General features: G+C 70.6%; 17 protein-coding genes. 14 read left to right on the top strand and 3 right to left on the bottom strand.

Annotation, left to right across the window (positions count from 1 at the left end; translation table 11 throughout):
- Positions 1 to 15 precede the first annotated feature (15 nt).
- Together ACIP6U_RS47310 and ACIP6U_RS47305 are read right to left on the bottom strand one after the other, a co-directional pair.
- Complete coding sequence (locus ACIP6U_RS47310; RefSeq protein ID WP_401729581.1) at positions 16 to 972, bottom strand: hypothetical protein; 957 nt, start codon at positions 970 to 972, stop codon at positions 16 to 18.
- A gap of 214 nt (positions 973 to 1,186) precedes the next feature.
- A complete protein-coding gene (locus ACIP6U_RS47305; RefSeq protein WP_401729580.1) occupies positions 1,187 to 1,561 on the bottom strand; it encodes a response regulator in 375 nt (124 codons plus the stop codon).
- 205 nt (positions 1,562 to 1,766) lie between these two features.
- On the opposite strand from ACIP6U_RS47305, the gene ACIP6U_RS47300 reads away from it, so the two are divergent.
- The 3 genes from ACIP6U_RS47300 (at position 1,767) to ACIP6U_RS47290 (ending at position 7,312) form a co-directional block, all read left to right on the top strand.
- Complete coding sequence (locus tag ACIP6U_RS47300) at positions 1,767 to 3,146, top strand: ABC transporter substrate-binding protein (RefSeq protein ID WP_401729578.1); 1,380 nt, start codon at positions 1,767 to 1,769, stop codon at positions 3,144 to 3,146.
- Positions 3,143 to 4,534, top strand: a complete 1,392-nt coding sequence (locus ACIP6U_RS47295) for an ABC transporter substrate-binding protein (RefSeq protein WP_401729576.1) — start codon at positions 3,143 to 3,145, stop codon at positions 4,532 to 4,534. Before ACIP6U_RS47300 ends, ACIP6U_RS47295 begins: the two co-directional genes overlap by 4 nt.
- A 129-nt stretch (positions 4,535 to 4,663) precedes the next feature.
- Positions 4,664 to 7,312, top strand: coding sequence for a PAS domain S-box protein (locus ACIP6U_RS47290; RefSeq protein ID WP_401729575.1), 2,649 nt, complete (start codon positions 4,664 to 4,666; stop codon positions 7,310 to 7,312).
- Between the two features lie 127 nt (positions 7,313 to 7,439).
- On the opposite strand, the gene ACIP6U_RS47285 is transcribed toward ACIP6U_RS47290, so the two are convergent.
- Positions 7,440 to 7,685: a hypothetical protein gene (locus ACIP6U_RS47285; RefSeq protein WP_401729574.1), complete on the bottom strand. Its 246-nt coding sequence runs from the start codon at positions 7,683 to 7,685 to the stop codon at positions 7,440 to 7,442.
- A 154-nt stretch (positions 7,686 to 7,839) separates the two neighbouring features.
- Between ACIP6U_RS47285 and ACIP6U_RS47280 the strand changes: the two genes are divergently transcribed.
- The 11 genes from ACIP6U_RS47280 to ACIP6U_RS47230 all read left to right on the top strand — a co-directional run bounded on the left by ACIP6U_RS47280 (position 7,840) and on the right by ACIP6U_RS47230 (position 20,995).
- Positions 7,840 to 8,514 (top strand): response regulator, encoded by a 675-nt coding sequence (locus tag ACIP6U_RS47280; protein ID WP_401729572.1) that lies wholly within the window; start codon positions 7,840 to 7,842, stop codon positions 8,512 to 8,514.
- A gap of 63 nt (positions 8,515 to 8,577) precedes the next feature.
- Entirely contained in the window at positions 8,578 to 10,608 is a 2,031-nt protein-coding gene (gene uvrC / locus ACIP6U_RS47275) for an excinuclease ABC subunit UvrC (protein ID WP_401729571.1), read from the top strand.
- Positions 10,605 to 11,573 carry an RNase adapter RapZ gene (gene rapZ, locus ACIP6U_RS47270; protein ID WP_401729569.1) on the top strand — a complete coding sequence of 323 codons (969 nt, stop codon included), beginning with the start codon at positions 10,605 to 10,607 and terminating at the stop codon, positions 11,571 to 11,573. The genes uvrC and rapZ overlap by 4 nt, the downstream gene beginning before the upstream one ends.
- Complete coding sequence (yvcK, locus tag ACIP6U_RS47265; RefSeq protein WP_401729568.1) at positions 11,570 to 12,637, top strand: uridine diphosphate-N-acetylglucosamine-binding protein YvcK; 1,068 nt, start codon at positions 11,570 to 11,572, stop codon at positions 12,635 to 12,637. The genes rapZ and yvcK overlap by 4 nt, the downstream gene beginning before the upstream one ends.
- Positions 12,628 to 13,617 carry a DNA-binding protein WhiA gene (whiA, locus tag ACIP6U_RS47260; RefSeq protein WP_020120074.1) on the top strand — a complete coding sequence of 330 codons (990 nt, stop codon included), beginning with the start codon at positions 12,628 to 12,630 and terminating at the stop codon, positions 13,615 to 13,617. Before yvcK ends, whiA begins: the two co-directional genes overlap by 10 nt.
- 165 nt (positions 13,618 to 13,782) lie before the next feature.
- On the top strand, positions 13,783 to 16,737 hold the full coding sequence (locus tag ACIP6U_RS47255; protein ID WP_401729567.1) for a M14 family zinc carboxypeptidase: 2,955 nt from the start codon (positions 13,783 to 13,785) through the stop codon (positions 16,735 to 16,737).
- Positions 16,738 to 16,976: 239 nt separating this feature from the next.
- Positions 16,977 to 17,987, top strand: coding sequence for a type I glyceraldehyde-3-phosphate dehydrogenase (gene gap, locus ACIP6U_RS47250; protein WP_401729565.1), 1,011 nt, complete (start codon positions 16,977 to 16,979; stop codon positions 17,985 to 17,987).
- A 123-nt stretch (positions 17,988 to 18,110) separates the two neighbouring features.
- The gene (locus tag ACIP6U_RS47245) at positions 18,111 to 19,322 is read left to right on the top strand and encodes a phosphoglycerate kinase (RefSeq protein ID WP_401729564.1); all 1,212 of its coding nucleotides are present in this window, start codon (positions 18,111 to 18,113) and stop codon (positions 19,320 to 19,322) included.
- A 41-nt stretch (positions 19,323 to 19,363) separates the two neighbouring features.
- Entirely contained in the window at positions 19,364 to 20,119 is a 756-nt protein-coding gene (gene tpiA, locus ACIP6U_RS47240; protein WP_401729590.1) for a triose-phosphate isomerase, read from the top strand.
- A gap of 93 nt (positions 20,120 to 20,212) precedes the next feature.
- Complete coding sequence (gene secG / locus ACIP6U_RS47235) at positions 20,213 to 20,449, top strand: preprotein translocase subunit SecG (protein ID WP_401729562.1); 237 nt, start codon at positions 20,213 to 20,215, stop codon at positions 20,447 to 20,449.
- A 210-nt stretch (positions 20,450 to 20,659) separates the two neighbouring features.
- The gene (locus ACIP6U_RS47230; protein ID WP_003957010.1) at positions 20,660 to 20,995 is read left to right on the top strand and encodes an RNA polymerase-binding protein RbpA; all 336 of its coding nucleotides are present in this window, start codon (positions 20,660 to 20,662) and stop codon (positions 20,993 to 20,995) included.
- Positions 20,996 to 21,080: the final 85 nt, after the last annotated feature.

The following is a 21,080-nucleotide window of genomic DNA, read 5'->3' as shown; positions in this document are numbered from 1 at the left end:
GAAGTCCGCGAGGAACTACTCCCAGTCCCACCCGATCCCCACGATCCCCGTCCGCACCCGCGGTTCGACGAGGTGGACCGAGTGGTGCAGGCCGCTGAGGTGCAGCTCCTGGCGGCCGCTGCGCGGGGCCGCCGCCGAGTGCTGGGCGAACCGGTGACAGCGGGTCGGCAGGACCTGCTCGTCGAAGCACACCTGGAGTGCGTACTGACCGCCGGCGGGGCCGAACCCGCGCACGAACTCGCGGCACACACCGCCCGTGCCGTCGTCGACGCCGTAGCGGAAGAGGAAGGTGTCGCCGGCACGCAGCCGGGTGTCGAAGAGCAGCTCGGCCACGAGCACACCGGTGTCCTGGTGCACGAGCACGCGTCCCGTGCGGCAGTTCTCCAGCGCGTGCACCCGCATCCGTTCCGGCACGCACCCCGGGTCGCCGTGGTGGACGGCCACGAAGCGGTCGACGCCGTTCTTGTGGGCGCGCACGATGTGGTGCGACTCGCGCCCCGCCAGTTCGCGGTGGGCCCCTATGCGGACCCGCTCGTGGTGGCCCAGGGTGTGCAGTCCGCCGTCCGGCGGCAGGTCCAGCTCGGCCAGCAGCCGGTCCAGGACGCCGGAGGCCTCCACCAGGGAGCGGTAGGTGCGGGCCGCCGGGCGCTGCTCGCAGGTGGGCTCGTCCGGCTCGGCGAGCAGCCGGATCAGGGACTCCTCGGGCAGCTGGAGTATCTCCTCCAGGGCCCGTACCGCGCGCATCGACTCGGGGCGCTGCGGGCGCCGGGCGCCCTGCTGCCAGTAACTCAGGCTCGTGACGCCGACCTTGACCCCGTAGCGCGACAGATGGTGCTGCACCCGCTGCAGCGGCAGTCCGCGGGCGGCGATCGCCGCGCGCAGCGCGACGTGGAAGGGGCCGCCCCGCAGGGCCGAGTCCAGTTCCGCGGTGGCGAGGGCGCCGACGTCCGCGTGCTGTGTGGCGTGCGGCATGCAGAGGGCCTTTCTGTGAATGCTCGCTTCGGCTGGTCAGACCGGTTCACGCTGGTGGGTCGGGGCCGTGCCGACGGCGTCGGGGCACGTCTTCACATCCGTACGCCGTCGTTCGAGGCCCCGAGTTCCCCCGCATTGAAGCGTGTTGACCAAGTCCCGACAACACCTGAGGCTCAACCGCGACACACTCCTGGCCGAGACACGATCAGTGGTCTCAAGTCGCTCCGTCGGTCCCGTCGTCGCCCAGCACCTCCCGGATGGCCTGCGCGGACAGGCGGGACTTGGGCAGGAAACCGCGGGCCGAACTGGCCGCCACGAGCTCCTGGAAGTCCTCCAGCGCGTGCGTCGAGATCAGGATGATCACGCAGGAGACACTGCGGGAGAGGTCCGCCGCGATGTCGAGACCGCTCTCGCCGTCGAGGTCGAGATCCACCAGCACGATGTCGGGAGCCAGTTCAGCCGCCCGCGCGAGAGCCTCGGCACCCGTCGAGGCCATGCCCACGACGGGTATTCCGTCGCGCTCGAGGAGCGTGCGCGCGGCCTCCAGAAATCGGATGCTGTCATCTACGAGGAGACAGCGCATGGACATGCAGACAGCGTGCCAATCGGATGCTGATTGCGCTTTCCGGCTAGCCGGAAGAACTTCGCGAGCCGGGTTACCGGTCACCTGGAATGTGCTGAAGTCCTTTGCCGAACAAGCGGGTTCACGCTTACCCAGCGCAGCGTCACGTGACCGCCGGTAGCATGGAGGCGCCCTGGGGAGGCCGCGGTGTCCGGTCGAGTGGGGGTGCGCGATGAAGGCGTCGCCGAGCAGTTCGGGAGTCCGTCGGAGCCGTCGCGCCCTGGTCGCCGGCCTGTCGATGGTCGCCTTGTTGCTGGCCGGTTGTGGTGGTGGGAGCGACGACTCCAAGTCCGACCGGGCGCACGGGGACACGACATGTGACGGCCGGGTCGAGGGGACCGCGCATGTCACCGTGTGGTTCCACTCGGGCCCCTCGGGCGAGGTCGCCACGCTGCAGCAGCAGGTCAAGGAGTTCAACAGGGCGCAGCGGCAGGTCCGGGTCGAACTCGTGAACCTGCCCGAGAACCGGCCCTACACCGACCTGGTCGACTCCGCGGCCGCCAGCGGCGACCTGCCGGACCTGCTCGACTTCGACGGCCCGAACCTCTACAGCTACGCCTGGTCGGGCAAGTTGAAGCCGATCGACTCCTGCGTGCCCGAGAACCTGCGCGAGGATCTGCTGCCCTCGATCCGCCGACAGGGCACGTACGCGGGCCGGTTGTGGGGCATCGGCACCTTCGACTCCGGACTCGGGCTGTACGTACGGCCGTCGGTGCTGAAGAAGGCCGGCATCCGGATTCCGCAGGGCACCGCGGACGCCTGGACCGCCGACGAACTGACGGGCATCCTCGCCGAACTCCGCGAGCGGGGCTACCGGACGCCGCTCGACGTGGGGCTGCTGTTCGTGAAGCCCGGCGAGGAGTGGAACACGTACGGCTTCGCTCCCGCCGTATGGTCGGCGGGCGGTGATCTCATCGATCCGCACACCTACTCGACGGCCGATGGCTACCTCAACAGCCCTGAATCCGTGCGGGCGTTGACCGTCATGCAGGACTGGGCCGAGGCGGGGTACATCGACCCGAACAAGGACGAGAAGGCGTTCGACAAGGGGCGCAGTGTCATCTCCTGGAGCGGGCACTGGCGTTATCCCGAGTACACGAAGGCGTTCCCGGGTGACGTGGCGATCGTGCCACTGCCCGACTTCGGTCGGGGGACCGTCACCGGGATGGGGTCCTACCAGTGGGGTGTCACCGCCGGGACCGCCGACGGGGACGCCGTCTGGCGCTTCCTCGCGTACCTGATGCGGCCGGAGCAGATCCGGCGGATGAGCGTGGCCAACGGCGGGATCCCCGCCACGAACAGCGCCGTGAGGCTCGCGCCGAAGTACGACGCGGGCGGCGGTGAGCACCTGTTCATCGAGCAACTGCGGGACGGTGTCGCGCGACCGCGGCCGCAGACGCCCGCCTATCCCGCGATCACCAGGGCGTTCTCCGACGCCTTCGCGAAGATCATGCTCGACCGGGCTCCCGTCAAGGCCGCGCTCGACCAGGCGGCCGAGGCCGTCGACAAGGACCTGGCGGCCCACGACGGCTATCCGCAGAAGGGGTCATGACCGGGGACGCCCCGCCCCGGCGGTCCCGCGCGACGGACGCCCGAACGGCGACGGCGTTCCTGCTGACCGCCGCCCTGGTCCTGGCGGGCTGCACGGGAGACGGCGCCGACGGCGGCGGCAGGGGATCCGCGACACCGGGCGGCGACACGACCTGCGACGGGCGGATCGACGGCACCTCGCAGATCACCGTCTGGTACCACTCGCCCACGGCCCAGGGCGAGTTGACGACCCTGCGGACCCAGGTACGGCGGTTCAACGCGTCCCAGCACGACGTGAAGGTCACCCTCATGACCCTTCCGGACGGCGACTACGACGCCGAGGTGCGCGCCGCCGCGGCCGGCGGCGGCCTGCCCGACCTGCTCGACTTCGACGCCCCGAAGCTCCTCGGCTACGCCTGGGCCGGCCGACTCCGGCCGCTCGGCTCCTGCCTGCCCGACGCCCTGCGGGCCGACCTGCTGCCCTCGATCCTCCAACAGGGCACGTACGCGGGCCGGTTGTGGGGGATCGGCACCTTCGACTCCGGACTCGGGCTGTACGTGAGGCCGTCGGTGCTGAAGCGGGCCGGTGTCCGGATTCCGCAGGGCACCGCGGACGCCTGGACCGCCGAAGAGTTCACGGGCATCCTGAGGAAACTCCGCGAGGAGGGGTACGAGGCACCGCTCGACCTCGGGCTCCGGTACTCGACGCCGGGCGCCGAGTGGAACACGTACGGCTTCGCTCCCGCGGTCTGGTCGGCGGGAGGTGACCTCATCGATCCGAAGAACCACCGCACGGCCGACGGCTATCTGAACGGCGCCGACTCCGTCCGGGCGCTCACCGTGCTGCGGACGTGGGTCGGGGCGGGTCTCGTCGACCCCGGCGCGGACGACAGGGCGTTCACCGCGGGCCGCAGCCCCATCTCCTGGTCGGGGCACTGGAGATGGCGCGAGTACGCCGAGGCGTTCCCCGGTGACATCACGATCGTGCCGCTGCCCGACTTCGGCCACGGCACCGTCACCGGGATGGGCTCATGGCAGTGGGCCGTCCCCGCGAACGGCGCCGACCCGGACGCCGTCTGGCGGTTCCTGGCCTTCCTGCTGAGCCCCGACGAGGTGGTGCGCATGACGGACGTCAACGGCGCGATACCGGCGACCCGAACGGCGACCGAGCGCACCGCGCAGTTCCGCGGGGCCGGTCCGGAGCGGCTCTACATCGAGCAGTTGCAGAACGGCACGGCCCGGCCCCGGCCGCGTACCCCCGCCTACGGCGCGGTCTCCGACGCGTTCTCCCGCGCCTTCGCGAAGATCGTCCTCGACGGGGCGCCGGTCGGGCCCACACTCGACCGAGCGGTCGCGGCCATCGACAAGGACCTGGCCGACCACCGGTACTACCCGCCCACCGGCCGGTGAGGTCCGACCATGCGCAGCTCAGGACCCGCGGGACCGAGAGACCGGAGCGACCGTGCGCCCGGCGGATTCGATGGGCTCGGGGGTGAACGCGTCCCCTTCCTCGCGCGCCTCCGGGTCGGCAGGAAGCTGATGCTGCTCGTACTGCTGCCGGTGACCGGCCTGTTGGCGTTCACGGCGTTCAGCGGGGTCGCGCAGTGGGAGGAGGCGCGGACACTGGGCCGGTTCCACACGGCGACCGAGGTGTCGTTCGCGACCACCGCGGTCTCCGACGCCGTCGCGGAGGAGCGGATCGCCGCCGTGGAGGCCCGGTTGCGCCCCGCGCCGGGCACGCTGGCCGAACGGTCCGCGGCCGAGCGGGCCACCGTCCGGGCCCTGACGCGAGCCACCGAACGGGCCGTCTCCTGGCCGGAGGTCGATGTCGCGGGCCAGCTCGACGCCGTCGGCCGCCGGCTGCACGCGGTGCGGGTGCAGACGGGCACCGGCTCGCTCACCGCCCGCGCGCTCGCGCAGGAGTACCAGGGCGTCGAGGACGAACTCCTCGACACCGTCGGCGCCTTGGAGGCCGGGCGCCCCACCCGGGCGTCGGGCCGGGCGGCCGACGCGCACGACGCGATCCTGGGAGCCGTCGAGGCCGCCGAACGGGAGCGGGCCGAGATCGCCATCCTGCTCGACGCGCCGCCCGACCAGCGACCCGCGGCCGTGGGACGCTGGCCCGCCCTGGAGGAGGCCCAGCTGCGGGAGTTCCGGCAGAACACCTCCGACCGGCTGCGGGCCGAGCTGTACAGCACCCAGTTCGAGGCTCCGGGCCGGGCCGTGCGCAAGGTGCGCGACCTGCTCACCGCGCCCGACCCGAAGGCCGCCGCCTGGCCGTCGTACACCCTCTGGCTGGCCGATTCCACGGCGCGGATCGACTCCCTGCGCGGCATCCAGGACCAAGCCGCGCGCGAACTCGCCGGGACGGCCGCGGACGACCTGCGCAGCGCCCGCGTCCGCTCGGTGCGCGACCTCGCCGTCTCCCTCGCCGTGCTGGCCGTCGTCACCGTCCTCGCGCTGGCCCTGCGGCGCTCGATCACCCGGCCGCTGGGCGAGGTCTCGGCGGGCGCGCGGGCCCTGTCGTCCGGCGATCTGTCGTACGACATCCGCTACGCGGGGCGCGACGAACTCGGCGACGTCGCCGACACCTTCCGCGAACTGCGGGTCACCACCGAGAAGTTGGCCGCCGAGATCCGGTCCATGAACACGGCGATCGACGACAACCGGCTCGAACACCGCGCCGACGCCGTCTCCTTCGACGGCACCTGGGCCCAGCTCCTGGGCGGCATGAACGCCACGATGGCGTCCTTCGCGGCGGCGCACGGCCGGCGCAGGAAGGCCGAGCGGGAACTGGAGAGCATCTTCAACCTCTCGCCCGACCTGCTGTGCATCACCGGAGTCGACGGCTACTTCAAGCGCGTCAACCCGGCCTTCGAACGCACCCTCGGCTACTCGGGCGAGGAACTGCTGGCCAAGCCGTCCATCGAGTTCGTCCACCGCGAGGACCGGCACACCACCCGGGTGGCCCTGGACCGGCTGGCCGGCGGCGTCGAACTCGCCGAGTTCGAGAACCGGTACGTGCGCGAGGACGGCACCGAGTGCTGGCTGCAGTGGAGCGCCAGGGCGGTCCCCGAGGAGGGCCTGTTCTACGCCGCCGCCCGTGACGTCACCGAGAGCCGGCGCACCGCGCGGGAACAGGGCGCACTGCGCCGGGTCGCCACGCGCGTGGCCCACGGCGAGTCGCCGGAACGCGTGTTCGGGGCCGTGGTCGACGAGGTGGGAGACCTGCTGAGTGTCTGCGCCGCGGCCGTGCTGCGCTACGAGTCCGACGGCGCCCTCACGGTCCTCGGCGCCTCGCCCGCTCGCGAGCCGGTCGTCGGGGGCGGGAGCGCCGAGAGCGAGGCGGCGGCGCGTGAGGTGGCCCGCACCAGGACCGCCGCGCGCGTGGGCCGCTCGGTGGGGGCGCCGATCGTCGTGGACGGCCGGCTGTGGGGCGTCGTCGTCGCCTCCTCGCCGCTGGAGCCGCTGCCCGACGGGACCGAGGCGCGCCTTGCCGACTTCACCGAGCTGATCGCCACCGCGGTCGCCAAGGCCGACAGCCGCGCCCAGTTGACGGCCTCACGCGCGCGTGTGGTCGCCGCCGGGGACGCCTCCCGGCGCCGCATCGAGCGCGATCTGCACGACGGCGTCCAGCAGCGGCTCGTCGCCCTCCAACTGGACCTGCGCCTCGCCGAGTCCATGATCACCGACCGGAGCTCCGAACTCGCCCAGCAGATCGCCCACGTGGGCAAGGGCCTCGATGACGCCTCCCAGGACCTGCTCCAGGTGGCCCGTGGTATCCATCCCGCGATCCTCTCCAAGGGCGGCCTCGGACCCGCCCTGCGCTCCCTGGCCCGCCGTTCCGCCGTGCCGGTGGAACTCGACCTCCGACTGCCCGCGCGGCGGCTCCCGGAGCAGGTGGAGGTGGCCGCGTACTACGTCACCTCCGAGTGCCTCACCAACGCCGCCAAGCACGCGCACGCGAGCGTGGTGGAGGTCGCGGCGAAGATCCACGACGACGTCCTGGAGCTGACCATCCGTGACGACGGCGTGGGCGGCGCGGAACCCGGCCGCGGCTCCGGGCTGATCGGGCTCGTCGACCGGGTCGAGGCGATCGGCGGCAAGCTCGACGTCACCGGCCCGCCGGGAAAGGGCACCACCATGGACGTACGGCTGCCGCTGACCGGACCGGCCACGCACGCGTGACCGCCCGGCCGTGCGCGGGGGGAGTCGTCGAGGACGGGGGAGCCTTCGACGCGGTGACGTTGCGTACGTCCGGGCGGTCCTTCGGACGGAGAGGCGTCCGTCCGGCTCTGGGGGCGGTCGAAGCCGCCTACTCTTCCGGTCGCGCGGCCCGTGCGGGCCGCTCCGGCCGCGGCAGCCGCTTGGCGCGCACCAGGTCGGGGTCCCTGGGGTCCAGCAGGTCGCTCCACGCGTGCGTGCCGGGCGAGTACCGGCGGACGCGGACCGACCGCCGTCGTTTCTCGATCCGCGTCCGCCGCATCTCCCGCAGCCCTTCGATCCACGACCCGCCGGCTCCGGAGTGCGCCCGAACCGGCCGGTCCCCTTGCGTCTGCACTGCTACGAGAATCGCTCGCGAACGCCCCCGTGTCGTCATGGCAGGCCGCCAATTCCAGTTCCCGCTAGCCGGAACTCCGCCGGTCGGGCAGGCTGTTGAGCGCACCGCATCGATCGGGCGATAGGTCGGGCAAGGGGAGCGGGGAGCCGGAACCATGGACGCCGCATCACAACGACCCGCGCGCGGACGGGTCGTCCTCGCCGACGACGACGTGCTGCTCAGAGAGGGACTGGCCAGTCTGTGCGAGCGGGTCGGATTCGACGTGGTGGGCCAGGCGGGTGATGCGGTCCGGCTGCTCGAGCTGGTCGCCGACGAGCGTCCAGATCTGGCGATCGTCGACATCAGGATGCCGCCGGACCACTCCACCGAGGGCCTCAAGGCCGCCCGCACGATCCGGGAGCGCCACCCCGACACCGGCATCCTCGTCCTGTCGGCGTTCGCCGAGGTGGAGGACGCCCTGGAACTGCTGGCGAGCGGCCAGAAGGTCGGCTATCTGCTCAAGAGCCGCGTCACCGTCGTCGACGAGTTCATCGAGGCCCTGGAGCGGATCAACCGGGGCGGCTCGGTGGTCGACCCCTCCCTCGTGCAGGAGCTGTTCTCCGCCCAGCGCCGCGACGATCCGCTCTCCCACCTGAGCGCCCGCGAGCGCGAGGTGCTGGCGCTGATGGCCGAGGGCCGCTCCAACGCCGGCATCGGCCGCCGGCTGTGGGTCACCGAGGGCACCGTCGAGAAGCACGTCCGCAGCATCCTGGGCAAGCTCAGCCTCCAGGAGGACACCGACGACCACCGCCGTGTCCTGGCCGTTCTCACCTTCCTGGAATCCCGCTAGGACAGTGCGGGGGTTGTCCACAGGCTCGTCGTCGTGTCAGTCCGCGCCAGTAGGGTGTGAGACATGGCCGATCCCTCCAGCTACCGCCCCAGGCCGGGTGAGATCCCGGACTCTCCGGGGGTGTACAGGTTCCGCGACGAGCACCGCCGGGTGATCTACGTCGGAAAGGCGAAGATCCTGCGCCAACGCCTGGCGAACTACTTCCAGGACCTGGCGAACCTGCACCCGCGCACCCGGACGATGGTCACCACGGCCGCGTCCGTGGAGTGGACGGTGGTGTCCACGGAGGTCGAGGCCCTCCAGCTGGAGTACTCCTGGATCAAGGAGTACGACCCGCGGTTCAACGTCAAGTACCGCGACGACAAGAGCTATCCGTACCTCGCGGTGACGATGAACGAGGAGTACCCGCGCGTCCAGGTGATGCGCGGTCACAAGCGCAAGGGCGTGCGGTACTTCGGGCCCTACGGGCACGCGTGGGCGATCCGTGACACCGTCGACCTCCTGCTGCGCGTCTTCCCCGTCCGCACCTGCTCCGCCGGCGTCTTCAAGAACGCCACCCGCACCGGCCGCCCCTGTCTGCTCGGCTACATCGGCAAGTGCTCCGCGCCCTGCGTCGACCGCGTCTCCGAGGAGGAGCACCGCGAACTGGCCGAGGAGTTCTGCGACTTCATGGCCGGCCGCACGGGCACGTATCTGCGCCGCCTCGAGAAGCAGATGACGGTGGCGGCCGAGGAGATGGAGTACGAGCGGGCGGCCCGGCTGCGCGACGACATCGGGGCCCTGAAGAAGGCCATGGAGAAGAGCGCGGTCGTCCTCGCGGACGCGACCGACGCCGACCTGATCGCGGTCGCCGAGGACGAGCTGGAGGCGGCCCTCCAGATCTTCCACGTGCGCGGCGGACGCGTCCGCGGCCAGCGCGGCTGGGTCACCGACAAGGTCGAGGAGGTCACCACCGCCGGCCTCGTCGAGCACGCCCTCCAGCAGCTCTACGGCGAGGAGAAGGGCGACGCGGTCCCCAAGGAGGTGCTCGTGCCGGCTCTGCCCGACCCGGTCGAGCCCGTCCAGGAGTGGCTCACCGAGCGCCGCGGGTCGATCGTGTCGCTGCGCATCCCGCAGCGCGGCGACAAGAAGGCCCTGATGGAGACCGTGGAGCGCAACGCCCAGCAGGCGCTCGCCCTGCACAAGACCAAGCGCGCCTCCGACCTCACCACGCGCTCGCGCGCCCTGGAGGAGATCGCCGAGGCCCTCGACCTGGTCAGCGCCCCGCTCCGGATCGAGTGCTACGACATCTCGCACCTCCAGGGCGACGACGTCGTGGCGTCCATGGTCGTCTTCGAGGACGGCCTGCAGCGCAAGAGCGAGTACCGCCGCTTCCAGATCAAGGGCTTCGAGGGCCAGGACGACGTCCGCTCCATGCACGAGGTGATCACCCGCCGCTTCCGGCGCTACCTCGCCGACAAGGAGAAGACCGGGGAATGGGCCGACGGCGAGGACACGTTCACCGAGGAGGACGGCCGCCCCAAGCGGTTCGCCTACCCGCCCCAGCTCGTCGTCGTCGACGGCGGTCAGCCGCAGGTCGCGGCGGCCAAGAAGGCGCTGGACGAGCTCGGTATCGACGACGTCGCGGTGTGCGGCCTCGCCAAGCGCCTGGAGGAGGTCTGGCTCCCGGACGACGACGACCCGGTGGTCCTGCCCCGCAGCAGCGAGGGCCTCTACCTGCTGCAACGCGTCCGCGACGAGGCACACCGGTTCGCGATCACCTACCAGCGCAGCAAACGGGCCAAGCGGTTCCGCGCCAGCCCCCTGGACGACGTCCCCGGCCTCGGAGACGCACGCAAGCAGGCTCTTCTTAAGCATTTCGGTTCGCTGAAGAAACTTCGATCCGCCACCATCGACCAGATCTGCGAGGTGCCCGGCATAGGCCGCAAGACGGCCGAGACGATCGCCGTCGCACTCGCCCAGGCGGCCCCGGCCGCACCCGCTGTGAACACGGCGACTGGAGAGATCATGGAAGAGGAACCGAGCACGACGGGTTCCAGCGGGCAGCCCGTGACGACGGGCGCCCCGGACGAACGACGGGGGCAGGAGACATGAAGGTGAACAAGACCGATGGGCACGACGCGCAACAGAACCAAGGCGGAGACGGAGCACAGGTGAGTACGGGCACGACCGGCGAGACGACCGCGCCCACGGACGCGGCCATCCCCGAGCTGGTGATCATCTCCGGCATGTCCGGGGCAGGGCGGTCCACGGCCGCGAAGTGTCTGGAGGACCTCGGCTGGTTCGTCGTGGACAACCTGCCGCCGGCGCTGATCCCCACCATGGTGGAGCTCGGCGCCCGCTCGCAGGGCAACGTGGCACGGATCGCGGTCGTCGTCGACGTCCGCGGCCGCCGCTTCTTCGACAACCTCCGCGAATCCCTCGCCGACCTCGACAGCCGGGGCGTCACCCGCCGGATCGTCTTCCTGGAGTCCTCCGACGACGCCCTGGTCCGCCGCTTCGAGTCGGTGCGCCGCCCGCACCCCCTCCAGGGCGACGGCCGCATCGTCGACGGCATCGCCGCCGAGCGCGAGCTGCTGCGCGAACTGCGCGGCGACGCCGACCTGGTGATCGACACCTCCAGCCTCAACGTGCACGAGCTGCGGGCCAAGATGGACGCCCAGTTCGCCGGCGAGGAGGAGCCCGAGCTGCGGGCCACCGTCATGTCCTTCGGCTTCAAGTACGGCCTCCCGGTCGACGCCGACCTGGTCGCCGACATGCGCTTCCTGCCCAACCCGCACTGGATCCCGGAGCTGCGCCCCTTCAACGGCCTCAACGAGGAGGTCTCGGCGTACGTCTTCAACCAGCCCGGCGCCAAGGAGTTCCTCGACCGCTACGCCGAACTGCTGCGGCTCATCGCGGCCGGCTACCGCCGCGAGGGCAAGCGGTACGTGACCATCGCGATCGGCTGCACCGGCGGCAAGCACCGCTCGGTCGCCACCGCGGAGAAGCTCGCCGCGCGCCTGGTGGCCGAGGGCGTGGAGACGGTGGTCGTGCACCGGGACATGGGACGGGAATGACAGGACGTAGTCCACGGCTGGGCATGCTGCGCCGGGCGGTGCCCGAGGGGCGTACGACCCGGCCCGTCGAGGCCCGCGGCGGCAAGCCGCGCCGTCGCGGCGCGCAGCCCAAGGTCGTCGCCCTGGGCGGTGGCATGGGCCTGTCCGCCTCGCTCGCCGCACTGCGCCGGATCACAGGCGACCTCACCGCCGTCGTCACGGTGGCCGACGACGGCGGCTCCAGCGGCCGGCTCCGGGACGAGCTGGGCGTGCTGCCGCCCGGCGACCTGCGCAAGGCGCTGGCCGCGCTGTGCGGCGACGACGACTGGGGCCAGACCTGGGCCCGGGTCATCCAGCACCGCTTCCAGTCCAAGGGCGACCTGCACGAACACGCCGTCGGCAATCTGCTGATCGTGGCCCTGTGGGAGCAGCTCGGCGACCACGTCCAGGCCCTCGACCTGGTCGGCAAGCTGCTGGGCGCGCACGGGCGCGTGCTGCCCATGTCCGCCGTGCCCCTGGAGCTGCAGGCCCTGGTCAAGGGCCATGACCCGGACCGGCCCGAGGACGTCGACACGGTCCGCGGCCAGGCGACCGTGGCGCTGACCACCGGCGAGGTGCAGTCCGTGCACCTCGTGCCGAACGACCCGCCGGCCGTCCCCGAGGCCGTCGAGGCGGTCCTCGACGCCGACTGGGTGGTGCTCGGCCCCGGCTCCTGGTTCTCCTCGGTGATTCCGCACCTGCTGGTGCCGGAACTGCTCGACGCGCTCACCCAGACGAAGGCCCGCCGGGTCCTCTCGCTGAACCTCGCGCCGCAGCCCGGAGAAACCGACGGCTTCTCACCGCAGCGTCATTTGGAGGTTTTGGGACGACACGCCCCTAAACTCGCCCTGGACGTGGTGCTGGCCGACGAGGCCGCCGTGCCCGATCGCGATGTGCTCACCGAGGCCGCCAAGCGGCTCGGAGCCGCGGTCGAGCTGGCCCCCGTGGCCCGGAACGACGGAACTCCGAGGCACGACCCGGAGCTGCTGGCCGCCGCGTACGACCGTATTTTTCGGATGCATGGAAGGATCGGCCCATGGCGATGACGGCAGCGGTGAAGGATGAGATCTCCCGGCTCCCCGTCACCCGGACCTGCTGCAGAAAGGCGGAGGTATCCGCCATTCTGCGGTTCGCCGGCGGCCTTCACCTGGTCAGCGGGCGCATCGTGATCGAGGCGGAGCTGGACACCGCGATGGCGGCCAGGCGCCTCAAGCGGGACATCCTGGAGATCTTCGGGCACAGCTCCGAACTGATCGTGATGGCACCCGGCGGACTGCGCCGCGGCTCGCGGTACGTGGTGCGGGTGGTCGCCGGCGGGGACCAGTTGGCCCGCCAGACCGGCCTGGTGGACGGCCGGGGCCGGCCGATCCGCGGACTGCCTCCGCAGGTGGTCTCGGGGGCCACCTGCGACGCGGAGGCGGCCTGGCGCGGCGCCTTCCTCGCGCACGGCTCGCTCACCGAGCCCGGCCGCTCCTCCTCCCTGGAGGTGACCTGCCCGGGACCCGAGGCAGCGCTCGCCCTGGTCGGCGCCGCCCGCCGGCTGTCGATCGCCGCGAAGGCCCGTGAGGTGCGCGGCGTGGACCGGGTGGTCGTGCGGGACGGCGACGCGATCGGCGCCCTGCTCACCCGGCTCGGCGCGCACGAGTCGGTGCTGGCCTGGGAGGAGCGCCGGATGCGCCGCGAGGTGCGGGCCACGGCGAACCGTCTCGCCAACTTCGACGACGCCAACCTGCGCCGCTCCGCCCGGGCCGCCGTCGCCGCCGGCGCGCGCGTGCAGCGGGCCCTGGAGATCCTCGCGGACGACGTCCCCGAGCACCTCGCCGCCGCGGGCCGGCTGCGCATGGACCACAAGCAGGCCTCCCTGGAGGAGCTGGGCGCGCTCGCGGACCCGCCGCTGACCAAGGACGCGGTGGCCGGGCGGATCCGCCGGCTGCTCGCGATGGCCGACAAGCGGGCCTCCGACCTCGGCATCCCGGGCACGGAGTCCAGCATCACGGAGGAGATGGCCGACAACCTGGTCGGCTGACTCGGCGCAAGCGCAACACGCCGGTGTCGATGGCCACTTGGGTGATCGACACCGGCGTTCGGGTGTTCTCTTTCACCAGTCCTTGAGGCACCCTTGACTCGGCTGTGAACTGGCATGAGCCTGGCAACCGTTCGTCACCGTGACGAAAGATTGCTAGGGGGGTTCATGAGACCCAGAGCGAGAGCGATCCTCGCTGCCGGCGCGCTTCTGATCGGCGGCGCGAGCCTTGCGCCCGTCGCCCAGGCCCAGAGCGGAAGCCCGGCCACGTCCGACCCGAACGAGGTCAAGGTCTTCCGCGCCGACGTCACCAAGCAGCAGGTACCCCTGCTGCTGGCCGCCGGACAGGACAGCCACGAACTCGGCGAGGCGGTGCCCGACAAGGGCAAGGCGCCCGTCGAGGTCTACCTCACCGACCAGCAGGCACAGAAGCTGGAAGGGCAGGGCGTCGATCTCACCGAGCACACACTGTCGGCCAAGGCGGAGAAGCGGGTCGACGCGGCCGCCGAGGGCGTGTTCCGCCCGTACAGCGGCGCCGGCGGCCTCAAGGAGGAGATCGTCAAGGCCGGCCAGGACAACCCCGGCCTCACCAAGGTCGTCTCCATCGGCAAGACGGTCAACGGCCAGGACATCCTCGCGCTCAAACTGACCAAGGGCGCGAAGCAGTCCAAGGACGGCGCCAAGCCGTCCGTCCTCTACATGTCCAACCAGCACGCGCGCGAGTGGATCACGCCGGAGATGACCCGGCGCCTGATGCACTACTACCTGGACAACTACAGGACCGACAAGCGCGTCAAGAAGATCGTCGACTCCACCGAGCTGTGGTTCGTGCTCTCGGCCAACCCCGACGGCTACGACTACACCTTCAAGGACGCCGCCAACCGCCTGTGGCGCAAGAACCTGCGGGACGTCAACGGTGACGGCGTCATCTCCACCGGCGACGGCGTCGACCTCAACCGCAACTTCGCCTACAAGTGGGGCTACGACGACGAGGGTTCGTCCCCCAACCCCACCAGCGAGACCTACCGCGGCGCGAGCCCCGGGTCCGAGCCCGAGACCAAGGCGCTCGACGCCTTCGAGAAGCGGATCGGCTTCTCGTACGGAATCAACTACCACTCCGCCGCCGAACTCCTCCTCTACGGCGTCGGGTGGCAGGTGGCCACTCCCACCCCCGACGACGTGATCTACGAGGCGCTGGCCGGCACCCCGGAGAACTCCGCGATCCCCGGCTACCATCCGCAGGTCTCCTCGGAGCTGTACACCACCAACGGCGAGGCCGACGGACACGCGGGCAACGTCAACGGCATGTCGATGTTCACCCCCGAGATGTCCACCTGCCAGACCGCCTCGAACATCGACCCGAACGACCAGTGGAACGCGGCCGACTGCCAGTCCGGGTTCAACTTCCCGGACGACGAGAAGCTGATCCAGGACGAGTTCGCCAAGAACGTCCCGTTCGCGCTGTCGGTCGCCGAGACCGCCAAGCACCCCGACACGCCGTCCTCCTCGGTCGGCCTGAGCGCCGCCGACTTCACCCCGGCGAAGTTCACCACCTCGTACTCGCGCGGCGCCGACCAGGAAGTCTCCGTGGTCGTCCGCAAGGCGATCCGCGACAAGGAGCTCAAGTACCGCGTCAACGGCGGCCGTACGCTCGACATGGCGCTCAAGGCCTGGAAGGGCGGCGAGACCTACGGCGGTGAGGACAACCTGCACTTCGACGAGTACCGGGCCAAGGTCAAGGACGGCGTCCCGGGCGACAAGGTCGAGGTGTGGTTCACCGGCGAGACCAAGGCCGGCAAGAAGGTCTCCAGCGAGCACTTCACCTACACCGTCGCCCAGCGCGCCAAGGCCGACACCCTGGTCGTCGCCGAGGAGGGCGCCGCTGCCACGCAGGCGCAGACCTACGTCGACGCGCTGAAGGCCAACGGCCACAAGGCGCTGGTGTGGGACGTCGCCACCCAGGGCGCGCCCGACGCGCTCGGCGTGCTGGACCACTTCGCCACCGTCGTCCACTACACCGGCGCGAGCACCCCCGGCATCGCCACCCAGCTCCAGCTGCGCGCCTTCCTCAACGAGGGCGGCAAGCTGATCGAGGCGGGCGAACAGGCCGGCGGAAACGTCAACCTGGGCGACGGCACCCTGTCGAACGACTTCAGCCAGTACTACCTGGGCGCCTACTCGCGTACGTCCACCCCCGGGGCCACCGGCTTCACCGGCGCGGGCAAGCTCGACGGCTTCAGCGGGGCCCTCGGCGCCGCCGCCGGCAACCCGCTCGACCGGGCGGGCACCTACGGCGTCACCTCCGAGGAGCTGAACCCGGCCACCTACCCGCAGTTCGCCAGCGCGGGCGCGGGCCAGTTCGCCGGGACCGTCAACCCGTACGGGCCCTACGCCGGTTCGTACATGGCCGCGGCCGTGCACACCGACGACGCGTACAAGCGCCTCACCCGCACCATCGACCTGGGCGCCGTGACCGCGGCCGACCAACCCACCCTGCGCTCCCAGCTGTTGTGGGACACCGAGCCCGGCTACGACAACGCCATCGTCGAGGTGCACACCGTCGGAGGCGACGACTGGACCACGCTCCCCGAGAAGGGCGGCGCCACCAGGACCACCGTCCCGGCCGAGTGCGGCGCCGGCTTCTACATCGGTGAACACCCGTGGCTGAAGCACTATCTGACGCTGGCCGGCGGCTCCTGCACCGCCACCGGCACCTCCGGCACCTGGAACGCCCTCACCGGCGCCTCCAACAGCTGGCAGCAGGTCAACTTCGACCTGAGCGCCTACGCGGGCAAGAACATCGAGGTCTCGATCAGCTATGTCACCGACCCCGGCAGCGGCGGTCACGGCGTGCTGGCCGACGACGCCTCGCTGGTCGTGGGCGGCGCCGCCACCCAGACCGAGGGCTTCGAGACGTCGCTGGGCGCCTGGAGCGTCTCCGGACCGCCCGCGGGCAGCCCGGGCGTCCTCAAGGACTGGGCGCGCACCGGGACCCTGTTCAAGACGTACGGCGGTGTCACCACGGACCGGACCGTGCTGCTGGGCTTCGGCCTGGAGCACGTCACCGCGGTGGCCGACCGCAACGCCCTCGTCAAGAAGGCCCTCGCGGCCCTGGAAGGGTGACTTCCGGGGCGAATTCCCTGGTCAACCATGACTAGCCGACCGTAGTCAAAACGAGTGATCCGGTCGGAAGGACCGGGCGGTCCGTACCCCTACTGGCGGGTACGGACCGCCTGCCCGTGTATGGGGCATCTCGATGTCACCACGGGGGCCGCAGGGAGGTAGGGTCGTGGGTGGTCGGGGACATCCCAAAACAGCTCGCCGGCACCGCATAGTCGGCGTACCAACGAGGAGATCGGTTCGTGACGATCCGCGTAGGCATCAACGGCTTCGGTCGTATCGGACGTAACTACTTCCGCGCGCTCCTGGAGCAGGGTGCGGACATCGAGATCGTGGCTGTCAACGACCTGGGTGACACCGCGACCACCGCGCACCTGCTGAAGTACGACACCATCCTGGGCCGCCTCAAGGCCGAGGTGTCGCACACCGCCGACACGATCACCGTCGACGGTCACACCATCAAGGTGCTGTCCGAGCGCAACCCCTCGGACATCCCGTGGGGCGAGCTGGGCGTCGACATCGTCATCGAGTCGACCGGCATCTTCACCAAGAAGGACGACGCCGCCAAGCACATCGCCGGCGGCGCCAAGAAGGTCCTCATCTCGGCTCCGGCCAAGGACGAGGACATCACCATCGTGATGGGTGTCAATCAGGACAAGTACGACCCGGCCAACCACCACGTCATCTCCAACGCCTCCTGCACCACCAACTGTGTGGCGCCGATGGCGAAGGTGCTGGACGAGAACTTCGGCATCGTCAAGGGCCTGATGACGACGGTGCACGCGTACACGAACGACCAGCGCATCCTGGACTTCCCGCACAAGGACCTGCGCCGCGCGCGTGCCGCCGCCGAGAACATCATCCCGACCACCACGGGTGCCGCCAAGGCCACCGCGCTGGTCCTGCCCCAGCTCAAGGGCAAGCTCGACGGCATCGCCATGCGCGTCCCGGTCCCGACCGGCTCCGCCACCGACCTGGTGGTGACGCTCCAGCGCGAGGTCACCAAGGACGAGGTCAACGCCGCGTTCAAGAAGGCCTCCGAGGACGGCGACCTGAAGGGCTACCTGGTGTACACCGAGGACGAGATCGTCTCCTCGGACATCGTCAGCGACCCGGCCTCCTGCACCTTCGACTCCTCCCTGACCATGGTCCAGGAGGGCAACACGGTGAAGATCCTCGGCTGGTACGACAACGAGTGGGGCTACTCCAACCGCCTCGTGGACCTCACGGTCTTCGTCGGCGAACAGCTCTGATCGCCGAAGCAGGCACCTCGATGTGAGTGCAGGGCTCGGGCAGCGCACCGCCGCGCCGCCCGAGCCCTCACGCGCGTGTTCAGCCCTCGTTCGATCCAGAGCCCTCCTCAGGAGCCTTCTCCCATGAAGACCATCGACGAACTTCTCTCCGAAGGCGTGGACGGCAAGCGGGTCTTCGTCCGCGCCGACCTCAACGTCCCGCTGGCGGACGGCCTCATCACCGACGACGGCCGCATCCGCGCCGTCCTGCCCACCATCAAGGCCCTCGTCGAGGCGGGCGCCAAGGTGATCGTCGCCTCCCACCTGGGCCGCCCCAAGGGTGCCCCGGACCCGGCGTTCTCCCTGCTGCAGCCCGCCGAGCGACTCGCCGAACTGCTCGGCGCCCCCGTCGCGTTCGCCCAGGACACCACCGGCCCCGCCGCCCACGACGCGGTGCGCGGCCTGGAGCCCGGTCAGGTCGCGGTCATCGAGAACCTGCGCTTCAACGCCGGCGAGACGTCGAAGGACGACGTCGAGCGCGGCGAGTTCGCGGACCGACTGGCCGCCCTCGCCGACGTGTACGTCGGTGACGGCTTCGGCGCGGTGCACCGCAAGCACGCCTCCGTCTTCGACCTCCCGGCCCGGCTGCCGCACTACGCCGGCTACCTCATCGCCACCGAGGTCGACGTCCTGAAGAAGCTCACCGAGGACGTCCAGCGGCCCTACGTCGTCGCGCTCGGCGGCTCCAAGGTCTCCGACAAGCTCGCCGTCATCGACGAGCTGCTCGGCAAGGCCGACCGGCTGCTCATCGGCGGCGGCATGGCCTTCACCTTCCTCAAGGCCAAGGGGTACGAGATCGGCGCCTCCCTGGTCCAGGACGACCAGCTGGCCGCCGTCACCGAGTACGTCGAGCGCGCCGAGAAGAACGGCGTCGAACTCGTCGTCCCCGTCGACGTCGTGGTCGCGAGCCGGTTCCCCGACCTGAAGACGAAGGCTCCGGCCGACCCGACCACCGTCGCGGCGGACGCCATCCCCGCCGACGGGATGGGCCTCGACATCGGTCCCGAGACCGGTGCCCTGTACGCCTCGAAGATCGCCGACGCGGCCACCGTTTTCTGGAACGGCCCGATGGGCGTCTTCGAGCACCCCGATTTCGCCGAGGGCACCAAGGCGGTCGCCCAGGCCCTCGTCGACTCCCAGGCCTTCACGGTCGTCGGCGGTGGCGACTCCGCCGCGGCCGTCCGCATCCTGGGCTTCGACGAGAAGGCATTCGGACACATCTCGACCGGTGGCGGCGCCTCCCTCGAATACCTCGAGGGCAAGACGCTCCCCGGTCTCGCCGCACTGGAGGACTGACCGCAATGGCTCCATCTGTTTCTTCCGGACGCACGCCGATCATGGCGGGCAACTGGAAGATGAACCTCAACCACCTCGAAGCCATCGCGCACGTCCAGAAGCTCGCCTTCGCGCTGGCCGACAAGGACTACGAGGCCGTCGAGGTCGCCGTGCTGCCGCCCTTCACCGACCTGCGCTCCGTGCAGACCCTGGTGGACGGCGACAAGCTCAAGATCAAGTACGGTGCCCAGGACCTCTCGGCGTACGACTCCGGCGCCTACACCGGCGAGATCTCCGGCTCGATGCTGGCCAAGCTGAAGTGCACGTACGTGGCCGTCGGCCACTCCGAGCGCAGGCAGTACCACGCCGAGACCGACGAGATCGTCAACGCGAAGGTCAAGGCCGCCTACAAGCACGGTCTGACCCCGATCCTGTGCGTCGGCGAGGAACTGGAGGTCCGCGAGGCGGGCAACCACGTCGCGCACACGCTCGGCCAGGTCGAGGGCGGCCTCAAGGACGTCACGGCCGAGCAGGCCGAGTCGGTCGTGATCGCCTACGAGCCCGTGTGGGCCATCGGCACCGGAAAGGTCTGCGGCTCCGAGGACGCCCAGGAGGTCTGCCAGGCCATCCGCGGCAAGCTCGCCGAGCTGTACACGCAGGAGCTGGCCGACCAGGTCCGCATCCAGTACGGCGGTTCCGTCAAGGCGGGCAACGTGGCCGAGATCATGGCCCAGCCCGATGTCGACGGCGCCCTGGTCGGCGGTGCCTCGCTGGACGCCGACGAGTTCGTCAAGATCGTGCGCTTCCGGGACCAGTAGGTAGGCCCTGGCGTCGATCCGTCGTACCCTTGCGGGGGCACAGCCTGGCTGTGCCCCCGTCGTTCATCCGAATCCGAGAGAGTTGGTCCAGCCGTGGTTTTGGGGTTCTCGATCGCCCTGATCGTCTTCAGCCTGCTGATGATGCTGCTGGTGCTGATGCACAAGGGCAAGGGCGGCGGTCTCTCCGACATGTTCGGTGGCGGCATGCAGTCGTCCGTCGGCGGCTCCTCGGTCGCCGAGCGCAACCTGGACCGGATCACCCTGGTGATCGGTCTCGCCTGGTTCGCGTGCATCATCGTCCTCGGCATCCTGATGAAGACGAACAACTGAGCCGGGCGCTCGTTCCGCACGCATTCCGCACGTAAGGCCCCATGTTCGGTACGCGCAGCTGAGCGCGGCCTATCATGGGGCTTGCGTCTAGGTGTGGGGGCTGTAACTCCAATCACTGGACGCGCGTTGGGCCTTACGTAGACTGAGGCGCTCGCAACGAAGCGAAACGCCGACTCGCTTCGCGGCACCATCACGCAGGGAGTTACGACCGTGGCAAGTGGCAACGCGATCCGAGGAAGCCGGGTCGGGGCGGGGCCGATGGGCGAGGCCGAGCGCGGCGAGTCCGCGCCGCGTCTGCGCATCTCCTTCTGGTGCTCCAACGGGCATGAGACGCAGCCCAGCTTCGCCAGCGACGCGCAGGTTCCCGACACCTGGGACTGCCCGCGCTGCGGCTTCCCGGCCGGACAGGACCGGGACAACCCGCCGGACCCGCCGCGCACCGAGCCCTACAAGACGCACCTCGCGTATGTACGGGAGCGGCGGAGTGACGCGGACGGCGAGGCGATCCTCGCCGAGGCGCTCGCCAAACTGCGGGGCGAGATCTAGGAGTTGGGAACCGGCCGGGCACCGAGGGGTGTCGGGTCGGACCTGTTTCGGCCCCCGACGACCGGTCGACTCCGGACCGGTTGTC

It is taken from the genome of Streptomyces sp. NPDC088794, from assembly GCF_044750545.1.
Classification (GTDB): domain Bacteria; phylum Actinomycetota; class Actinomycetes; order Streptomycetales; family Streptomycetaceae; genus Streptomyces.
Note: the sequence above shows the minus strand (reverse complement) of the source record. Positions and strands in the feature narration are given on the sequence as shown.

What these genes read in the sequence shown, in the direction of transcription:
- ACIP6U_RS47310 (WP_401729581.1), bottom strand. Translation starts at nt 972, where the DNA reads ATGCCGCACGCCACACAGCACGCGGACGTCGGCGCCCTCGCCACCGCG.
- ACIP6U_RS47305 (WP_401729580.1), bottom strand. Translation starts at nt 1,561, where the DNA reads ATGTCCATGCGCTGTCTCCTCGTAGATGACAGCATCCGATTTCTGGAG.
- ACIP6U_RS47300 (WP_401729578.1), top strand. Translation starts at nt 1,767, where the DNA reads ATGAAGGCGTCGCCGAGCAGTTCGGGAGTCCGTCGGAGCCGTCGCGCC.
- ACIP6U_RS47295 (WP_401729576.1), top strand. Translation starts at nt 3,143, where the DNA reads ATGACCGGGGACGCCCCGCCCCGGCGGTCCCGCGCGACGGACGCCCGA.
- ACIP6U_RS47290 (WP_401729575.1), top strand. Translation starts at nt 4,664, where the DNA reads ATGCTGCTCGTACTGCTGCCGGTGACCGGCCTGTTGGCGTTCACGGCG.
- ACIP6U_RS47280 (WP_401729572.1), top strand. Translation starts at nt 7,840, where the DNA reads ATGGACGCCGCATCACAACGACCCGCGCGCGGACGGGTCGTCCTCGCC.
- uvrC (WP_401729571.1), top strand. Translation starts at nt 8,578, where the DNA reads ATGGCCGATCCCTCCAGCTACCGCCCCAGGCCGGGTGAGATCCCGGAC.
- rapZ (WP_401729569.1), top strand. Translation starts at nt 10,605, where the DNA reads ATGAAGGTGAACAAGACCGATGGGCACGACGCGCAACAGAACCAAGGC.
- yvcK (WP_401729568.1), top strand. Translation starts at nt 11,570, where the DNA reads ATGACAGGACGTAGTCCACGGCTGGGCATGCTGCGCCGGGCGGTGCCC.
- whiA (WP_020120074.1), top strand. Translation starts at nt 12,628, where the DNA reads ATGGCGATGACGGCAGCGGTGAAGGATGAGATCTCCCGGCTCCCCGTC.
- ACIP6U_RS47255 (WP_401729567.1), top strand. Translation starts at nt 13,783, where the DNA reads ATGAGACCCAGAGCGAGAGCGATCCTCGCTGCCGGCGCGCTTCTGATC.
- ACIP6U_RS47245 (WP_401729564.1), top strand. Translation starts at nt 18,111, where the DNA reads ATGAAGACCATCGACGAACTTCTCTCCGAAGGCGTGGACGGCAAGCGG.
- tpiA (WP_401729590.1), top strand. Translation starts at nt 19,364, where the DNA reads ATGGCGGGCAACTGGAAGATGAACCTCAACCACCTCGAAGCCATCGCG.